At 53.2% G+C, this 15,724-nt stretch carries 17 protein-coding genes; 11 read left to right on the top strand and 6 right to left on the bottom strand.

Annotated elements, in window-relative coordinates; genetic code table 11:
- Positions 1-438 precede the first annotated feature (438 nt).
- Entirely contained in the window at positions 439-1,869 is a 1,431-nt protein-coding gene (locus tag Abor_RS06945; protein WP_048841090.1) for a DUF2142 domain-containing protein, read from the top strand.
- A gap of 61 nt (positions 1,870-1,930) precedes the next feature.
- Here Abor_RS06945 and Abor_RS06940 read toward each other — a convergent pair whose 3' ends face one another.
- Both Abor_RS06940 and Abor_RS06935 read right to left on the bottom strand, forming a co-directional pair.
- On the bottom strand, positions 1,931-2,980 hold the full coding sequence (locus tag Abor_RS06940) for an NAD(P)H-dependent flavin oxidoreductase (RefSeq protein WP_048841089.1): 1,050 nt from the start codon (positions 2,978-2,980) through the stop codon (positions 1,931-1,933).
- A 147-nt stretch (positions 2,981-3,127) separates the two neighbouring features.
- Positions 3,128-3,958, bottom strand: a complete 831-nt coding sequence (locus Abor_RS06935; protein WP_048841088.1) for an EcsC family protein — start codon at positions 3,956-3,958, stop codon at positions 3,128-3,130.
- Positions 3,959-4,311: 353 nt separating this feature from the next.
- Here Abor_RS06935 and Abor_RS06930 point away from each other — a divergent pair, with 353 nt between their 5' ends.
- Both Abor_RS06930 and Abor_RS06925 read left to right on the top strand, forming a co-directional pair.
- Positions 4,312-5,016, top strand: a complete 705-nt coding sequence (locus Abor_RS06930; RefSeq protein ID WP_048841086.1) for a hypothetical protein — start codon at positions 4,312-4,314, stop codon at positions 5,014-5,016.
- A gap of 39 nt (positions 5,017-5,055) precedes the next feature.
- Positions 5,056-5,394 carry a protein tyrosine phosphatase family protein gene (locus Abor_RS06925; RefSeq protein WP_048841085.1) on the top strand — a complete coding sequence of 113 codons (339 nt, stop codon included), beginning with the start codon at positions 5,056-5,058 and terminating at the stop codon, positions 5,392-5,394.
- A gap of 95 nt (positions 5,395-5,489) precedes the next feature.
- Here Abor_RS06925 and Abor_RS06920 read toward each other — a convergent pair whose 3' ends face one another.
- Positions 5,490-5,909 carry an EVE domain-containing protein gene (locus tag Abor_RS06920; RefSeq protein WP_048841084.1) on the bottom strand — a complete coding sequence of 140 codons (420 nt, stop codon included), beginning with the start codon at positions 5,907-5,909 and terminating at the stop codon, positions 5,490-5,492.
- Between the two features lie 3 nt (positions 5,910-5,912).
- Positions 5,913-6,206, bottom strand: coding sequence for a YciI family protein (locus tag Abor_RS06915; protein WP_048841130.1), 294 nt, complete (start codon positions 6,204-6,206; stop codon positions 5,913-5,915).
- 165 nt (positions 6,207-6,371) lie between these two features.
- Here Abor_RS06915 and Abor_RS06910 point away from each other — a divergent pair, with 165 nt between their 5' ends.
- From Abor_RS06910 to ccmI, 7 genes are read left to right on the top strand one after another with little or no spacing between them, the layout of a single operon-like run.
- The gene (locus Abor_RS06910; protein WP_048841083.1) at positions 6,372-7,145 is read left to right on the top strand and encodes a heme ABC transporter permease; all 774 of its coding nucleotides are present in this window, start codon (positions 6,372-6,374) and stop codon (positions 7,143-7,145) included.
- The gene (locus tag Abor_RS06905) at positions 7,142-7,303 is read left to right on the top strand and encodes a heme exporter protein CcmD (protein ID WP_126621500.1); all 162 of its coding nucleotides are present in this window, start codon (positions 7,142-7,144) and stop codon (positions 7,301-7,303) included. The genes Abor_RS06910 and Abor_RS06905 overlap by 4 nt, the downstream gene beginning before the upstream one ends.
- On the top strand, positions 7,300-7,830 hold the full coding sequence (ccmE, locus tag Abor_RS06900) for a cytochrome c maturation protein CcmE (RefSeq protein WP_048841082.1): 531 nt from the start codon (positions 7,300-7,302) through the stop codon (positions 7,828-7,830). Before Abor_RS06905 ends, ccmE begins: the two co-directional genes overlap by 4 nt.
- Before the next feature lie 60 nt (positions 7,831-7,890).
- A complete protein-coding gene (locus tag Abor_RS06895) occupies positions 7,891-9,876 on the top strand; it encodes a heme lyase CcmF/NrfE family subunit (protein ID WP_048841081.1) in 1,986 nt (661 codons plus the stop codon).
- Positions 9,873-10,457, top strand: coding sequence for a DsbE family thiol:disulfide interchange protein (locus tag Abor_RS06890; protein WP_048841080.1), 585 nt, complete (start codon positions 9,873-9,875; stop codon positions 10,455-10,457). Before Abor_RS06895 ends, Abor_RS06890 begins: the two co-directional genes overlap by 4 nt.
- Positions 10,454-10,960 (top strand): cytochrome c-type biogenesis protein, encoded by a 507-nt coding sequence (locus Abor_RS06885; RefSeq protein ID WP_084594409.1) that lies wholly within the window; start codon positions 10,454-10,456, stop codon positions 10,958-10,960. Before Abor_RS06890 ends, Abor_RS06885 begins: the two co-directional genes overlap by 4 nt.
- A gap of 7 nt (positions 10,961-10,967) precedes the next feature.
- On the top strand, positions 10,968-11,699 hold the full coding sequence (ccmI, locus tag Abor_RS06880) for a c-type cytochrome biogenesis protein CcmI (RefSeq protein ID WP_048841079.1): 732 nt from the start codon (positions 10,968-10,970) through the stop codon (positions 11,697-11,699).
- A gap of 427 nt (positions 11,700-12,126) precedes the next feature.
- Here the strand turns inward: ccmI and Abor_RS06875 are convergent, their stop codons facing one another.
- Both Abor_RS06875 and Abor_RS06870 read right to left on the bottom strand, forming a co-directional pair.
- The gene (locus Abor_RS06875) at positions 12,127-12,651 is read right to left on the bottom strand and encodes a hypothetical protein (protein ID WP_048841078.1); all 525 of its coding nucleotides are present in this window, start codon (positions 12,649-12,651) and stop codon (positions 12,127-12,129) included.
- 121 nt (positions 12,652-12,772) lie between these two features.
- A complete protein-coding gene (locus tag Abor_RS06870) occupies positions 12,773-13,144 on the bottom strand; it encodes a YidB family protein (RefSeq protein WP_048841077.1) in 372 nt (123 codons plus the stop codon).
- 253 nt (positions 13,145-13,397) lie between these two features.
- Between Abor_RS06870 and Abor_RS06865 the strand changes: the two genes are divergently transcribed.
- Complete coding sequence (locus Abor_RS06865; RefSeq protein ID WP_048841076.1) at positions 13,398-15,578, top strand: FUSC family protein; 2,181 nt, start codon at positions 13,398-13,400, stop codon at positions 15,576-15,578.
- Positions 15,579-15,724: the final 146 nt, after the last annotated feature.

Here is a 15,724-nt window from a genome sequence, read left to right as displayed (position 1 = left end):
TCCGGGTTCGCCTGCTTCACTGCCGCACAGGCAGCTCAGAAAAATGACAAGCGATTGTTTACAAAAATTAATGACTTCACTGCGCACAGGCAGTTCAGAAAGCAATGGCTCAAATCAACTAATAGTCGAATGTACCTGACTTAAAGCTTAACAAAGACTTGAGAAGCATAGAAAACTGAACAACACATACTTTAGCGATGTACACAATTTTTAAAAAGACTACATTTTCAAGAGGGCACAAGCCCTTTGAATTTTCGTATTCGTAAATACTGCTCTTAAAAGCAATTCTAGTCACTCCATAAAATTAATAAATATTTATTTGGATAGCCTTATGATATCTCGCATTCTTGAAAATCAAGCTTCATTGCGAGGAACGATTACACTATGAAAACACGAAGTTACTTTATTCTTCTCAATATAAAAATAAGATAACACAAAATGCACAAAATATACATAAGTACGATAATAAAATTAGCAAAATATAAAACCCTTATCACCTTTTATGCAATTTTTTCAATAATTAATGGACTACTTTGTATTACTCTCACCCCCCCCTTTCAGGTGGCAGATGAACCCAACCATTTCATGCGTGTATTACAAATAGCTCAAGGTAATTTGGTAGGTATCAGACAATCAAAAACGGAATCTGGTGCTTTGTTACCCATGACTGCACCTATGTTTGCAGCATCTTTTAACAAACTACCTTTTGCTCCACAGGAAAAAGTAACAGCAGACATGCTTGTCAAGGCCATGAGTTTACGATGGCCTTCAAGTCTTACCTTTGTGTCACTACCTAATACTGTTATCTACCCCCCAACCTCTTACGTTGGGGCTGTCACTGGTGTTCTATGGGCACATACCCTACACGCTACACCTTTCGGGACACTTTATCTGGCACGGATTGGCAATTTAGTAATAAATGTTGGGGTAAGTGTCTGCGCACTCTTATTATCACCTGAAGCAGGTCTCTTTTTAGTCGCAATCCTTATACTTCCCATGAGTATCAGCCTTATGGCGTCTTGCTCGCAAGACGGCATGGTACTAGCATTAATGGCACTCGGCATTGCCTGCACCTTACGCTGGTTCCGAGAACACAATGAAAAAAAACGCTTTGTGTTTGCTTGTGTCGGCGGCATTTCTTTAGGTTGTGTCGCTGCAGCAAAAGCTCCCTACATCATAATGGTATGCGCTCCTCTTCTTTTTTTAAACAGGCATAATATACGTTATGCTTTAACATCTTGCTTTAATAGTGTTATCGTATTCTCTGTATGGTTTTTCTGGGGCATTAGACCGACAATAACAACAAGCGCGCCTGATGGGGCGTCTGCTTCGGAGCAATTTATTTTCATAGTGCATCACCCAATTCAACTCATAGAAGCTTTTTTCAGAACAATTTATAAAAGTGAAAAGTATTTTTCCCAACAATTCATAGGTGTCTTGGGATGGTTAGATTTACATTTCCCTGCATTTGTATACATGCTGGTAAAAATATTTTTGATATTTATAACGTTAACGTTTCTTTTGTCAGCAAAAGGCTTTTCCAATAAAAAACTATCTAATTTACGTATCAGTGGATTAATAATACTTATTTTATCGACAATATTTGGTATTTTTACTTCTCTCTATTTAACATGGACACCTGTTGGTCGGCCAGTCATAGAAGGTGTGCAAGGGCGATATTTTTTACCAGTTGTTATGTTAGTCGCTCTTGCTCCTTCTCTAATAAAAAATACTCAAGACACACAAAAATTACTGCCAACTAAAATATATGAAATTCAAAAAAAAGCTGCAGTTAATCTTTCTGTCATTATTTTTATGTTGTTTTGTTATTTCACTTTGTATTTATACCTTTTAAATAGGTACTGGTAATATTGCCAGGATTTTAAAATGCGAAAATGATACTAATTTAGAAAGCTAACTTAGTATCATTCTAAATTTTCTGCTCCAACTCTGCTTTCAAGCTGGCCATAAGGCTGGCAGCGGGTAGGCTTCGGGCTAGGGGAGCGCCCTGCCCGGCCCATTGGGCGGCAAAGCCGTATTCCCCTTGGTCTTGTGCGGCGGTGTTTAGTGCCTTGGCCATATCGTAAGCTAAGGGGTATGCGGGGCATGCTTGGCCTGCCAACGTTTGAGCAAACGCCGTAAACTTATTAGGCAAAGAACGTGCCAAGCGGCCAGAAAGAGCTGTAACCATTTCTGTTTTAAAGGCACCCGGCCCGGTAAGAGCCGTGCGATAAGCTGCATTAGCGGCAGATTCTGGGCAGCCAATAAATGCTGTACCTAACTGGGCAGCCGTTGCCCCCACTTTAAGGGCTGCGGCAATAGCGTGGCCTGTCATTATACCGCCAGCCGCAATAATGGGTATTTGGCACGTTTTGTGCAAAAGCTGCGTTAGCACCATTGTGCTTAGGGCAGTATCTGGCTGTGTTGTTTCAAAAATACCACGGTGGCCACCGGCTTCTATACCTTGGGCTATAAGGGCGTCCATTCCGGCTTTTTCGAGCAGTTTGGCTTCTTCTACACAGGTGGCGGTTGCCACCAAAAACACCCCCGCCGCTTTAAGGGCACGCACTAATGCTTGGGGTGGTACCCCAAAATGAAAGCTGGTCACCGCAGGCCGCACGGCAAGCAGCAGGCGTTGCATGGCCTCATCTTGGTGCAGGCTTGTATAAATTTCGCGCAAGGGCGTAGGGGGGTGGGCACCAAATTGCGCAAAAAGAGGTTCAAAAGCCTTACACCAAGCGTGTTCTAGCGCAGTATTTTGTACCGCAGGCGCATGCACAAAAAAATTGAGGTTAAACGGTTTTTTAGTTTTGGCCTGTAGCTCTGCAATTTGCATTTGAGCTTGGGCAACGGTTGCGGCCCCAAGCCCTAACGCCCCTAGCCCTCCGGCTTGGCACACGGCAGCAGCCAGCGCCGGGGTAGAAACACCCGCCATAGGAGCCTGAAAAAGCGGCAGTCTCACCCCAAGACGGTGCAGCATTGTGTCGCCCTTTGTTTGTGACAAAAATGCCTAACTATAAGATGTATTATTTTTGCACCTTATGACTGCCGGTCAAGTCACACTTTTGTTGGGCCGTAAAAAAGGCCCCGCTTGGGGGCCTTTTGCTTGGTGGGTTTAAGGGGCACTTTAAAAGCTGGCTTCACCCTTGCCTTGGTCACGCATGGCAAGGGCTGTATCGCGCACAACTGGGCCGTGCTCACGCTCAAGCCTACGAATGGTAAAATGCGCCCGCGCCAAGGCCCGGTAATGGTTTAAAAACGCGGTATTGAGCGATGCCCCACACAATGCCCCAGCCACAGGCATAAGTTGCAGCGAAACCTTATGCCCCAAAGCCAACCCGTAATGAGACGCTACTTCTGAAATAAGCATAACAACTGGGCGGCCACGCAGAAGGGCGCGGGCAGAAAAATACCCAAGCTCGTTTTCTTCACCCTGTTTCACGTTAGGGAAAGCCCGCAACGCAAACACTTCCAAGCAGGCTATACGCGCATCGGGGTTAGACAGGTCTTCACCTTCTTCGCGCGCAATGCGGGCAATTTCACGCATAATGGTAAGGGTGGTAAACCCAATATCTGGCCCAAGCCCGGCAAGGCCTGTAAAGCCCCCCACCGCGCCAGAAACCGCAACTGCAGCCTGTAGTGCTGGGGTGCGCCATATTTTTTCGGGCGCTGGGTTTTCATCTACCGGGCGCATACCCAAAATAGCAGCATCAAATGCACGGGTAATGGCGGTTTCGGCCAAACCACGCAGTTTTTGCTCCATACCCGGTGCCATACCCAAGCCACGCAGGCCAAGACGGGCCGCATGCCCAACAGCACCGCCCATTAGGTCTGCCAAGCGCACAAGTACCCCTTTTCCAGCCTCTACCTGAGCAAGCGCTTTTTCAAGCTCGGTCAAGTCCTGCCCGCTGAGTGTAAGCGAGACAACGTCGTTGCTGGCTGCGTCTTTTGTGCTCATGTGTGCCCTTTCAGCTTCTGGCTGCACCCCCTTACCGGCGGTGGTGCAAGTGCGCCTGCGCGCGGCCTTACTTTATTATGGTGGTTGCATTTTATCATACCACCCGCAAAAGCGACACAACGCCCCGGCTTTGTGCTGCAACAATAAAAGCCCAACCCTGCGTATGGTTGCCATATTACCCGCAGCCCAATGCCAAGTTGCCCGGTTTTGCCATCACTAGGTTGGTAGCTGCATTGCATCTGGCGCAAACACAAAACCAAACACGCACGCCCGCATTGTAACAACAGCCTGAAAGTTTTACAGAAACCGGCAGTATTTTTTTCGCGCGCACCGCGCCGCAAAGGAGTCGAGTCATGACAGACACGAGGCACTCTTCCCTCCCCCTTTCACCGCGCACCCGCTTTAGCTGGCGCAACGTTATGCGGGCAGGCAGTGTTTTGGCCGTACTGGCTGTTGCTGCGTGCGCGCAATCTCCCGAAAAAAAAGCCGAGCAGGCAGCCCTTGAAGCCGCAAAAACCGACCCGGATTTTTGCTACTCTGCCAAATATGATGGCCTGCTGGTGCAAGCATGGCAGCGCGCCCACGCCACAAATGCAGCAACCCAGCAAGACACAGGCAAGGCAGACCCAGCAACCCTGCCACCTGTTAGCGTAAACGATGCCACCGTTATGCCAGAGTCAAGCGTACCGCCTTACTCCCGCCGGTCTTGCCGCATGAGCATTAAAGTAGGCAACGCCGCCCCAGAAAGCGGCTTTCTGGCCTTTACCTACCTTACCCGCAACGGCCAAACCCAATCTGCACTAGCAGAATGGTTCCCTGATTCAGTGGTGACAGAAAAATACGATGCCACCATGGAGCAAATTAAAGCTGGGGTTGATATGAGCAACCCAGACCTAAAAACCTGCCTTGCCCGCTACCCCGGTTTTGAAACAGAGTCATCAGACCCCATGGTCAAAAAAGCAGCCTTTGACCTGCGCGCCCACCTTATCCGCCGGTGCATGGCCAACAAGGTTGCTCTGCGTAATCTGTATTCAGACCTGTACTTTATCCACCGCTAAACTCTGCCCACGTTCTATTTTTTTAGGAGCATTGCTACCATGAGCACTTTCCGCAAACTGTCTGAAAATTTTGTTGTTGGCCCACAAATCAGCCTAGATGATGTACCCGCCATTCAAGAGGCCGGGTTTAAAACCATCATTTGCACCCGACCAGATGCTGAAGACCCCGGCCAGCCCACTGCCCAAGAAATTGGCGAGGCCGCAGCAGCTGTTGGCCTGTCTTTTATCTCTATTCCGGTGCAAGCAGGCCAAGCCCCGTCTTCAGACGCGGTTATTGAAATGCAGGAAGCCCTGAATACCCTGCCCGGCCCAGTGCTGTGTTACTGCCGTTCTGGCAACCGTGCAGGGCAACTCTGGACACGGGCCACACAAGGCTAACACGCTACTAAACACAAACCTGCGCTAAACCGCGCGGTTGAACAAAGGGCGTGCCACCGTAACCGGGGCACGCCCTTTGGCTATGGGCTTATTTATTAAGCTGGCTCCTGCCAGCCGCCCATACAGCATAAAATCTGCCAATGCTCGTCAGACACAGGGCATACAGAAAGCCTAGACTGCCGCACCAAAGCCAGCTCTTGCAATTCTGGCGTTTGTTTAATGTCTGCCAATGTAACGGGGTGGGGCATAGGGCCTACCGCTTTTACATCAACACACACCCATTGGCCTTTTTCTGCCGTTAGGTCTGGGTACCCTTCACGCACCACTTCAACTACGCCAACAATGGCCCGCTGTACGTTGGAGTGGTAGAAAAACGCCCGGTCTCCCACTTTCATGGCAGCAAGGTTCTTTTTAGCCTGGTGGTTACGCACGCCTGTCCATGGCTCTACGCCATTGGCCACCTGCTCATCCCAGCTAAAAGCATCAGGCTCGCTTTTTACCAGCCAGTACGCCATGGCTTATTCTACCAACGCGCCATCACGGAAAACCGTGCGCAGCGGCCTAATAACCACACTTTCAAACAGGCCTACCTGTGCGTAAGGGTCTGCTGCGGCAAAACCTTCTGCTGCGGCGCGGTCTTGCACGTCTAGCAGCACAAGGCTGCCACAGGGTGCGCCGTTCACATCTAGTTGAGGGCCAGCAAACTGGATTGCCGCCTTATATTGCGCCAAAAAGGCCAAATGCTGCTCCCGCGTGGCTTTACGGGTTTCAAGCGCGTTGGGGCGGTCGGTACAAATAACGGCAAACAGCATCATGCTCTCCTGTTGTGTTGTGCAGGCAGGACGCCCATGAACAACCACCTCGTGTCAAGAGGGCCGGAATGATATACAGGTGAGTATGAGCACATATCTTGACGCCCCCCACAGTGCAGATGATGGTGCGGTTCTATTGGTTGTTAAAACGAAACGGACTAACTCTTGAGCGCCTCACAGTCTTTTGTTGCGCGTACCGGCAGCTTATTTCACCGCTACGCCAACCCCGGCCGCTTTTTAAGGCTTGGTACCCGTTTGCAGCCGTGGCTTACATGGCCCGCGCTGTTTTTTACACTCGCCGGTTTAGGGTGGGGCCTGTTTTACGCCCCGGCAGACTGGCAACAGGGTGATTCTGTGCGCATTATGTATGTGCATGTACCCGCAGCCATTCTGGCCTCTAGCGGCTATGCGGCCCTAGCCGTATGCGGCCTGCTCTCACTTGTATGGCGCCACCCCCTGGCAGACCTTGCCGCCGTAGAAATTGGCCCGGTTGGGGCCTGCATTACGGCCCTGTGCCTTGCAACAGGCTCGCTGTGGGGTAAACCCATGTGGGGCACTTGGTGGGTGTGGGACGCACGGCTTACGTCTGTGTTGGTGCTGTTTTTTCTCTACCTAGGCCATATTGCGCTTATTCGCGCTTTCGATGACCCGCAGCGCGGCTACCGTGCTGCCGCCATTCTGGCATTAGCCGGCGCTGTAGACCTGCCCATTATCAAGTTTAGCGTACAATGGTGGAACACCCTGCACCAGCCAGACAGCATTACCCTTACAGGTGCGCCCACCATGTCTAGCTCCATGCTATGGCCGCTTGGGCTGTCTATGCTCGGTATTTCGCTTGGCTTTGCCGCCATTGTCGTTGCTCGCCTGCGGGCCGCCGTTATGGAAAGCCGCGTGCGCAGCCTGCTCTCCAGCACCCGCCGCCGCGGAGAAAACGCATGACCCACCTACCCTATATTCTGGCCAGTTACGGGCTTTTTGCTGGCCTTGCTGGCATTTTGGCCATTGGTGCCGCACTACGCCTTAAAGCCGCCCGCACCAAGCTGGCCACCCTAGAAAATTCTGCCTTACGCCGCTCAGGAGCACCCACCTCTCAATGACCCGTAAGACCCGCCGCCTGTGGCTTGTAATTGCCTGCGTTGCCTGCCTTGGGGCCGCTGCTGCCCTTATGCTCAAGGCGTTTTCGTCTGATATTGTGTTTTTTGTCACGCCTTCGCAGGTTGTCAGCAAGCCCCCACCAGCAGACCGTACCGTGCGGCTGGGCGGCATGGTTGTTGCAGGCTCCGTCAAGCGCGAAAAAAACGGTGAAACCCCCATTGCCCGTTTTGAGGTAACAGACGGCCAAGCCGCCGTAACCGTGCGGTATGAAGGTATTTTGCCAGACCTGTTCCGTGAAGGGCAAAGCGTTGTAGCCGTTGGCACCATGCGCCCCGATGGTTTTAGCGCAAGCGAGGTACTGGCCAAGCATGATGAAACCTACATGCCCAAAGAAGTAGCCGAAGCGCTCAAGAAATCTGGCAAATGGGACCCCCGCTTTGGCCCGCCCCCCAGCGCAGAAAGCTGGAACACCATGACCGTGCAAGACGCAAAAAAGAACGCGCCTGCCGCACCGGCCACCCCCCCCTAAAACCAAGCGCACCCCAAGCCCTTACCGTTACCTAAAGCCCCCGGGAGACACCCCCCTGTTATGCTGAGCCCCGAACTCGGGCATTACGCCCTAGCTCTTGCCTGTATTCTTGCTGCTGCACAGGGCATCTTGCCGCTTATTGGCGCACACCGGCGCGACCGGCGGGTTATGATGCTTGCCCCCGGTCTGGCACTGGGCCAGTGCTTTGCGCTTGCCGTGTCTTTTGCCTGCCTGATTTACGCTGCCGTCACGGATGATTTTTCGGTACAAAACGTGGCAGCCAATAGTGCTGTCTCCAAACCACTTTTGTATAAAATTACAGGGGTTTGGGGCAACCATGAAGGCTCGGTTCTGCTTTGGGCACTTATTTTAGGTATTTGTGGCGCGGCTGTTGCCGCCTTTGGGCGCAACCTGCCAACCGCATTACGCGCCCGCGTTATTGCCGTGCTAGGCGGTGTTGCCGCGGGGTTTGAACTGTTCTGCCTCACCACATCAGACCCGTTTGCCCGTGTCTGGCCCGCCCCAATGGACGGCCAAGGCATGAACCCTCTGCTACAAGACCCCGGCTTGGCCTTTCACCCCCCCATTCTCTACACCGGGTATGTGGGCTTTGCCGTACCATTTGCCTTTGCCATTGCCGCCCTTATTGAAGGCCGGGTTGATGCCGCATGGGGCCGCTGGGTACGCCCGTGGGCCGTTGCCGCATGGTGCTTTTTAACCTGCGGTATCGCACTTGGGTCGTGGTGGTCTTACTACGTGCTGGGCTGGGGTGGTTACTGGTTTTGGGACCCCGTTGAAAACGCCTCTCTCATTCCATGGCTTACGGGCACGGCCCTCATTCACTCCGCCATAGTGGTTGAAAAACGCGAAGGGCTTAAAATCTGGACAGTGCTGCTGGCCATTGCCACCTTCTCGTTCTCGCTCTCTGGTACCTTCCTTGTGCGCTCTGGCATTCTCAACTCTGTGCATGCCTTTGCAAACGACCCCGCGCGCGGTATTTTTATTCTGGGCCTGCTGGCGGTGGTTATTGGCGGGTCTTTGGCGCTATTTGCCTACCGCGCCCCCTCTCTTACTGCCGGCGGTCTCTTTGCCCCCATCTCGCGAGAAGGGGCTTTGGTGCTCAACAACATTCTGCTGTGCTCTATCTGCGCGGTGGTTGTCACTGGCACCATGTACCCACCTTTTATGTCTTTGCTGTTTGACCGCACCATTTCTGTAGGCAAACCGTTTTTTGATGCCACAACCATTCCGCTCGCTCTGCCGCTTTTTGTGTTCATGGGCTTTGGCCCCATGCTGCCATGGAAGCGCGCACAACTTTGGCCCGTGCTCCAGCGCCTGTGGTTAGCCGCCATTCTTACCGCTATTGCGTTTGGCGTGGCGGCCTATGGGGTCTCTGGCCTGTTGCCGGTTTTGTCGTGCGGCGTTGCCGTCTGGATTATTATTGCCAGCGTTACAGACATTACCGAGCGGGTTAAGCTCTTTCGTATGCCATTGGCTGGTAGCTGGCAGCGCGCCCGTATGCTGCCCCGCTCCATTTTTGGCACGGCTATCGCCCACGCGGGTGTTGGCATAACCGTGCTGGGGCTTGCCGCCATGTCTCAGGCCCAGCACAAAATTGTAGAAGTACCAGTGGGCACCACAGAGCACCTGGCCGGGTATGACTGGACACTGCAAAAGGTCGAGCAAGCACCAGGCCCTAACTACACCGCCATGGTTGCCACAATAGAGGTACGCCATAACGGTGCCCTTGTTACCGTTATGCACCCCTCCAAACGCAGCTTTAACAGCCAAAACCAGACCACAACCGAGGTCTCTATTCACACCAACCTGCTCTCAGACCTATACGGTGTGCTGGGCGATAAACACGGCACAGACGCCGCCCCCACCTATGTGCTACGCTTGCACTATAACCCGCTGGCACCATGGATGTGGCTTGGCGCTCTGGTTATGGCTATTGGTGGTGTTTTATCCCTTTCTGACCGGCGCATGCGCGTAGGCGCACCCCGCCGTGCCAAACCCATTTCTGAAATTGGGGGTGCAGCATGAGCACACAAGACCCAAACAAGCCCTGTCTTACCCGCCGCCGGGTTATGATGGGCGTACCCCTTGCTGGTGCCGCCGTACTGGGCGTAGGGTTTTGGAAAATGCTGTCTGGCATGCAGCAAGGGTCTTTTAACCCGCACGACATTAATGCCCCCGTGCTTAACCGCCCCGTGCCAGACTTTACCCTGCCAGACCAAACACCCGGCCAAGGCTTTGCTACGCAAGACCTTAAAGCTCTTACTAAGCCTATTTTGGTAAACTTCTTTGCCTCATGGTGCATTCCCTGCCTTGCAGAAATGCCAACCCTTATGGCGCTAAAAGATGATCTGGAGCTTTGGGGCATTGCCTACAAAGACCGGCCAGAAAATGCCGCCAAGTTTCTGCAACATTCCGGCAACCCCTTTACCCGCCTTGGCAGCGACCGTGATGGGAGAGTGGGTATTGAGTGGGGCATTTCTGGCGTGCCAGAAACTTTTCTTATTGGCCCCGGTGGTATTATTCGCTGGCACAGCGCCACCCCGTTAGAGGTCGAGACTATTCGCCAGACACTCATACCCCTACTGGCAAAGTTGAAAACACCATGAGCCACAGCACAGGGCAAACCCCGCGCACCCGCCTGCGCCGTATAGTGACGGCCCTTGTGTTGGGCTTAAGCGTATTTTTAGCCCCGGCCCTTGTGCTGGCAGTAGATGACCCATCTGAAATGCTGCCCGACACCAAGCAGGAAGCCCGCGCTGAAGCCATTGGCTCGCAACTGCGCTGCCTTGTCTGCCAAAATGAATCGATTGAAGATAGCAGTGCTGGCCTAGCACGCGACCTACGCCGCGTTGTGCGCGAGCACGTTGCCAAAGGCGAGACAGACCACCAGATTATGGACTGGATGGTCGCGCGTTATGGCAATTTTATTCGCTTAAGCCCCCCGCTTTCTGTTGGCACTATTTTGCTGTGGAGCATGCCTGTGCTTGCCCTGCTTTTGGGGCTGGGCCTTGCTTTTTTTTCTTACCGCCGCCGGGCGGCAACACCCGTAGCCCCCCCTCCGCTTTCGGAGGAAGAAAAGGCCCGACTAGCCAAGTTGACCAAGGAGTAAGCGCACCATGATCTGGCTCTCCATTGCCCTGTTAAGCCTTTTAGCACTTACCCCTGCGGCACTCCCCCTTTGGCAACGCGCCCGGCAAATTCGTGATGAGCGCAGCGCAGCCCTCGCCCTGCACGAAGCCCAACTTGTCGAAATTGATAGAGACCTTGCCATTGGGCTTATCGCCCCAACCGAGCACGATATTGCCCGGCTAGAAATCCAGCGCCGTATTCTCACCGCCGATACAGCCCCCACACAGGCAGCAGACGCCATTGCACCGGGCTGGGCCTGGGGTGGCTTGGCTCTTATTCCCGTTGCAGCCGTGGGCTTGTACCTAACCAACGGTGTGCCAAGCCTGCCCGCTCAACCACTTGGCCCCCGCCTTGTGGCCCAGCACATGCAAAATACCCGCAACAATGCCGTGCTTGACCGCCTACGCCAAACCCTAGCCCAATTACCCGCTAACGACCCCAGCCTGCGCCAAGGCTACCTGTTGCTTGGCCAAGCAGAAGCAGGCCGCGCACATTACGCCGAAGCCGCAGAAGCATGGAACCACGCCCTACAACTCGGCTTTGACCCAGAAGTAGCCGCCCGCACAGCCGAGGCCATGACCCGCGCCAGCGGCCATGTTACCCCAGAGGCTCAAGCCCTCTTCAGCAAAGCGCTCGACGCTGCCCCAAAAGACGCCCTATGGCGTAACGCCGCCCAAGCCCGCATTGCCGAGGGCGAGCACGAGCAGGAAAACCCCTAAAAGACATGCCAAAACTTGCGCTATAGTGCGCAAAAATTTAGCCACAAAGCCTGATTTTTTGCGCTTTTGGCGCCAAAGCGGGGTGCTCAAAGGCACCTGCCAGCCCCTACTCCCAAGCGCCTAAAATGCGCTCTTACATATAGTGGCACCTTTGCTAAGCACGACAATGCGCTTCTAACTATTTGCCGCCATACTGCGCCGACACACTCCCCACGCAGCCCCTAGAAACGCTGGTAACGCCTTTATTTAAAAAGGCTGACAAAGCAAACACAGTTATGGCCGTTCTCTCACAAGAACGGCCATAACAACACTTTGCGCAAAACTCGGGAAGTTTCGTAACCCGATAGGGCGGCAATACCTAAACTTTGCGTACTCTAACCCTGTAAGCTATTTACCAAAATGGTGCGCAGCTTACACATTTTAGCGCTCAGTTCGTATCCACTACACGCAAGTGCCTGCTCCACACGTCTTCGCGGGCACGGGTTTGGGGTGGTCTTGGCTGGCAAGAAATGAGGTACAACCCCACAACAAACACAAGGTTAGACAGGGCATTAAACCACATGGGTAAAAAATACGGGGTAGGCGTGCCGTATGCCTGAAACAGGGTGTAGCACGCAAAGGGTATAGACACTAAGCGCACCCCTTGCAGCATATACCGAAAAGGGTTGGGTCTGCCGGGCTTAACCAACACGCGCATGCGGGCAAGGCCCACAAAGAAAGTAACGCACAAACCCCATATCAGCACGTTAAAGGCCATGTTGCTAAAGTCTGTCATGCCATTAAGCACAAAGACAGCAATAATAGACACGGCTGAAAAAACCAAAGACCCCAACTGGCAACTCATGCCCACATCAAGGGCGGTCAGTTTTTCGGGCAGTCGGTCTGCCACCGGTTGGCAGACCTTGTCTAGCAACCAGCTATCAATACGGGTTATGCGCTCACCTAAACTCATTAGCCCACCATAACGGATTATGGTTCTGAACGCACCGTGCAATCTTTCCAGCCAACAGCATGGCTGACGTCAGAACAAATGGCCTGCGCACAGGTTATGCCTACGCAGGCCAATTTTATGTTCAGGCTTCTTTAGCGGGAGCCTGCTCTGGCAATGTGCCTTGCGGGGTTGTTTTGTCTACTGCGGTAGGCAGGAAGTGGGCAACGGCTGTCAGTACGGCATCGGCTGGTAGGCCGGTGCGGGCTACAAGGTCATGCACGGTGCTGCTGCCCAAAATGTCCCGAATTTCGTCAGGTGTGGCGGGCAGGTTTTCACCATGCCCAATCCATGAGCGCACTTTGTCACCCAGGCCAGCCTGGTCAGCTTTGGCAAGAATGTTTTGCAGCGTTTCTGGCTGAAGCAGGTTCTGAAGCTGCTGCTGCATAACCCCTGAAAGGCTACCACCCAGAGCGCTCTCTACTTTTCCTACCAGACCAGACAGAAAATCGGCCATCCGCTAAGCTCCACTTTCGTGTTTTAAGGCACCACACGCCCCGCCCACTTGACAGGACATGATTGGTTTAACCCATCATGGCGCAAATATCAGACATATGCGAGAATTATAAACTGAACGAAACCTAAAAAAACCGCCTTACCTCAAGTAGCGCGATAGCTGATATGCACCGGATACCCCAAGGAAAATTCCGGGAATCGCGCTAACTACGTTTTGTCATTTTCTCAACAGCCGCAGCAGTAAAGTATTCGCTTTGCCAAGCCTTCCGCTCTTTATTCTGGACCGTATTGGTCCTTTGCGCCATTTCCGCCCGCTCGGGCGCCCCGGTCAGCAGCAGAGCATGCGGCTACAGTGGCTTTTTGCCCCCTCTCTCCCGGCTATCGGGTTTGCGGTTCGCACAACTTTGGCGGCCCTTATTTCTTTGGTCATTGCACTCTGGATGGAACTAGACGACCCGCAATGGGCCGCCATGACTGTCTGGATTGTCGCCCAAGGCTCACGTGGGGAAAGTCTTTCAAAAGCGCGGTGGCGTTTGGTGGGTACGGCTGTGGGGGTGGTTATGTCCATCACCCTCATTTCGTCTTTTATCCAACAATCGTGGCTGTTTTTTCCGGCACTGGCTATCTGGGTTGGGCTTTGCTGCGGTTTGGCAACGCTTGTACGCAATTTCCGCTCTTACGCCTTGGTACTGGCCGGTTATACCTGCGCCATTATTGCCATTGGGGCCATTCATAACCCCGCCAACGTCTTTATGACCGCCATGTCGCGCGCAACCTATATTGTGCTGGGCATTGTGTGCGAAAGTGCTGTTGCTGGTATTTTTGCGCATAACCTAGCCGCCACAGCGCGTCGCAATATTCGCGATAAGCTGCGTACCGCACTTGGTAACGTCTCGCTTTCGGTCTCCAGCCTATTGTCGGGAGATAGCGAGGCCCTTGTGCGCTCACGCGCCATGTTTGGCCCCCTGCTTTCCATTAACGACCAAATTGAATTTTCCGAAGTTGAAATGGGCCCCCACGGGCACGAGGGCGACCACGCACGCGCAGCCCTAGCCGCAGTGTCCGTCTTGCTCTCTCGTGGGTTAGGTATGGCTGTACGCTTGCAATACCTAGATACAGACCAAGCTAGTTTTCAGCACACAGCACTCAGGGTCAGCACATTTTTAAATGGCCTTACCCCCCGGCTCGAAACAGATGAGAGCGTGCAACTCCTGCTCAGAGACCTGCAATTACTGCGCGGCGAATGCCGCCAGCAAATTGTAGATGCCCTGACACAAGAAATTAGTATGCCCCCCCAAGACCGCAGTGCAGAGACCATTCAGGTGCTGCTTGATGGTCGCATTTTGCACAACGCCCTAGATGAATTACTGGGCGAGCTTGAGCAGGCCGTGCGAGAATATGATGCCAGCCAGCACTTTATACGCGGTGACCACTTTCACTTTCGCCTACAATCCCACGTTGATAAACGCGAGGCCGCCTATAACGGCATACGCGCAACCGTTGCCATTGCCGCCGCAGGTTTGGTGTGGGAGGTCACGGCTTGGTCAGACGGGCTTACCTTTATTACGTTTGTAGCCATTGTATGCGGGCTTTTTGCAACCCGAGAAAACCCCGTCGTTGCCAGCACCCAATTTATGATTGGTAGCCTCTGGGCTGCTTTAGTATCGTTTTTTCTGGTCTTTTGGGTTTTGCCCACACAAGCCAATTACGAAATGCTGGTTGCCTCTCTGGCCATACCTATGATTGCTGGTGGCCTTGCCGCCCGTAATGCGGCCACAGCCCTGCATTCTGCCGCCTACACACTTTTGCTGCCTAACTTTGTGCACCCCCTTAACCAAGGCAGGCAAAACGAATTGGCATGGTTTAACTCAACCATTGCCATTTTGTTGGGTGTTGCGTTTGCCGTTATTATTTTCCGGGCCATTTTACCCTTTGATAGCGCTACAGAGCGTTGGCGCATGCGCCGCACCATGCTCAGAGACCTGCGTACACTGGCCTCTGCCAACCCTATGCCCCAAACCCGAGACTGGATTGGCCGCAATATTGACCGCTTTGCCCGGCTTATTCGCCACGCAGGGCCAACGCCTACCCCCACTATTGAGGGCTGCCTACAAGGTACCCTTGCCGCCATGACCATAGGGCTCAATATTATCCGGCTGCGCGCCTTGCTTGAGCGTAATCAAATTCCACCCAATGCCCGCCGCCCCATAGAGGTGGTTATGCAACGCATGAGCCGCTTTACCGGTAAATATGGCCGCACCTCACGCTCGGCCCGCATTGCCACACAAACCCTGCGCCGCATTGAAGCCATAGAGCCAAATATTACCACCCGCATTGAGCTAACCCGTGCCATTGCCTACCTTATTGTGGTCTCGCACGAGCTTGAAGCCAACGCTGTCTTCCTAGACGCTTCTAAACCCTACCGCGCAGTGTAAAAGGGGCGCGCGCGCCAACAACACAGCATAGCTACCCCGCACCGCCACCCAAAAGGCAGCCAATGCTGCCGTGCTGCCGTGCTGCCGTGCTGCCGTTAAAGGCGGCCTAACTGCTCAATTTGAAAAACTATTTTAAAGTCAGCCGT

The organism is Acetobacter orientalis (assembly GCF_000963965.1).
GTDB lineage: Bacteria > Pseudomonadota > Alphaproteobacteria > Acetobacterales > Acetobacteraceae > Acetobacter > Acetobacter orientalis.
The sequence above is the reverse complement of the archived record's forward strand: the minus strand, read 5'-3'. Positions and strand labels throughout refer to the sequence as shown.

Coding starts and splice junctions, on each gene's coding strand:
- Abor_RS06945 (WP_048841090.1), top strand. CDS start 439: ATGCACAAAATATACATAAGTACGATAATAAAATTAGCAAAATATAAA.
- Abor_RS06940 (WP_048841089.1), bottom strand. CDS start 2,980: ATGCTGCACCGTCTTGGGGTGAGACTGCCGCTTTTTCAGGCTCCTATG.
- Abor_RS06935 (WP_048841088.1), bottom strand. CDS start 3,958: ATGAGCACAAAAGACGCAGCCAGCAACGACGTTGTCTCGCTTACACTC.
- Abor_RS06930 (WP_048841086.1), top strand. CDS start 4,312: ATGACAGACACGAGGCACTCTTCCCTCCCCCTTTCACCGCGCACCCGC.
- Abor_RS06925 (WP_048841085.1), top strand. CDS start 5,056: ATGAGCACTTTCCGCAAACTGTCTGAAAATTTTGTTGTTGGCCCACAA.
- Abor_RS06920 (WP_048841084.1), bottom strand. CDS start 5,909: ATGGCGTACTGGCTGGTAAAAAGCGAGCCTGATGCTTTTAGCTGGGAT.
- Abor_RS06915 (WP_048841130.1), bottom strand. CDS start 6,206: ATGCTGTTTGCCGTTATTTGTACCGACCGCCCCAACGCGCTTGAAACC.
- Abor_RS06905 (WP_126621500.1), top strand. CDS start 7,142: ATGACCCACCTACCCTATATTCTGGCCAGTTACGGGCTTTTTGCTGGC.
- ccmE (WP_048841082.1), top strand. CDS start 7,300: ATGACCCGTAAGACCCGCCGCCTGTGGCTTGTAATTGCCTGCGTTGCC.
- Abor_RS06895 (WP_048841081.1), top strand. CDS start 7,891: ATGCTGAGCCCCGAACTCGGGCATTACGCCCTAGCTCTTGCCTGTATT.
- Abor_RS06890 (WP_048841080.1), top strand. CDS start 9,873: ATGAGCACACAAGACCCAAACAAGCCCTGTCTTACCCGCCGCCGGGTT.
- Abor_RS06885 (WP_084594409.1), top strand. CDS start 10,454: ATGAGCCACAGCACAGGGCAAACCCCGCGCACCCGCCTGCGCCGTATA.
- ccmI (WP_048841079.1), top strand. CDS start 10,968: ATGATCTGGCTCTCCATTGCCCTGTTAAGCCTTTTAGCACTTACCCCT.
- Abor_RS06875 (WP_048841078.1), bottom strand. CDS start 12,651: ATGAGTTTAGGTGAGCGCATAACCCGTATTGATAGCTGGTTGCTAGAC.
- Abor_RS06870 (WP_048841077.1), bottom strand. CDS start 13,144: ATGGCCGATTTTCTGTCTGGTCTGGTAGGAAAAGTAGAGAGCGCTCTG.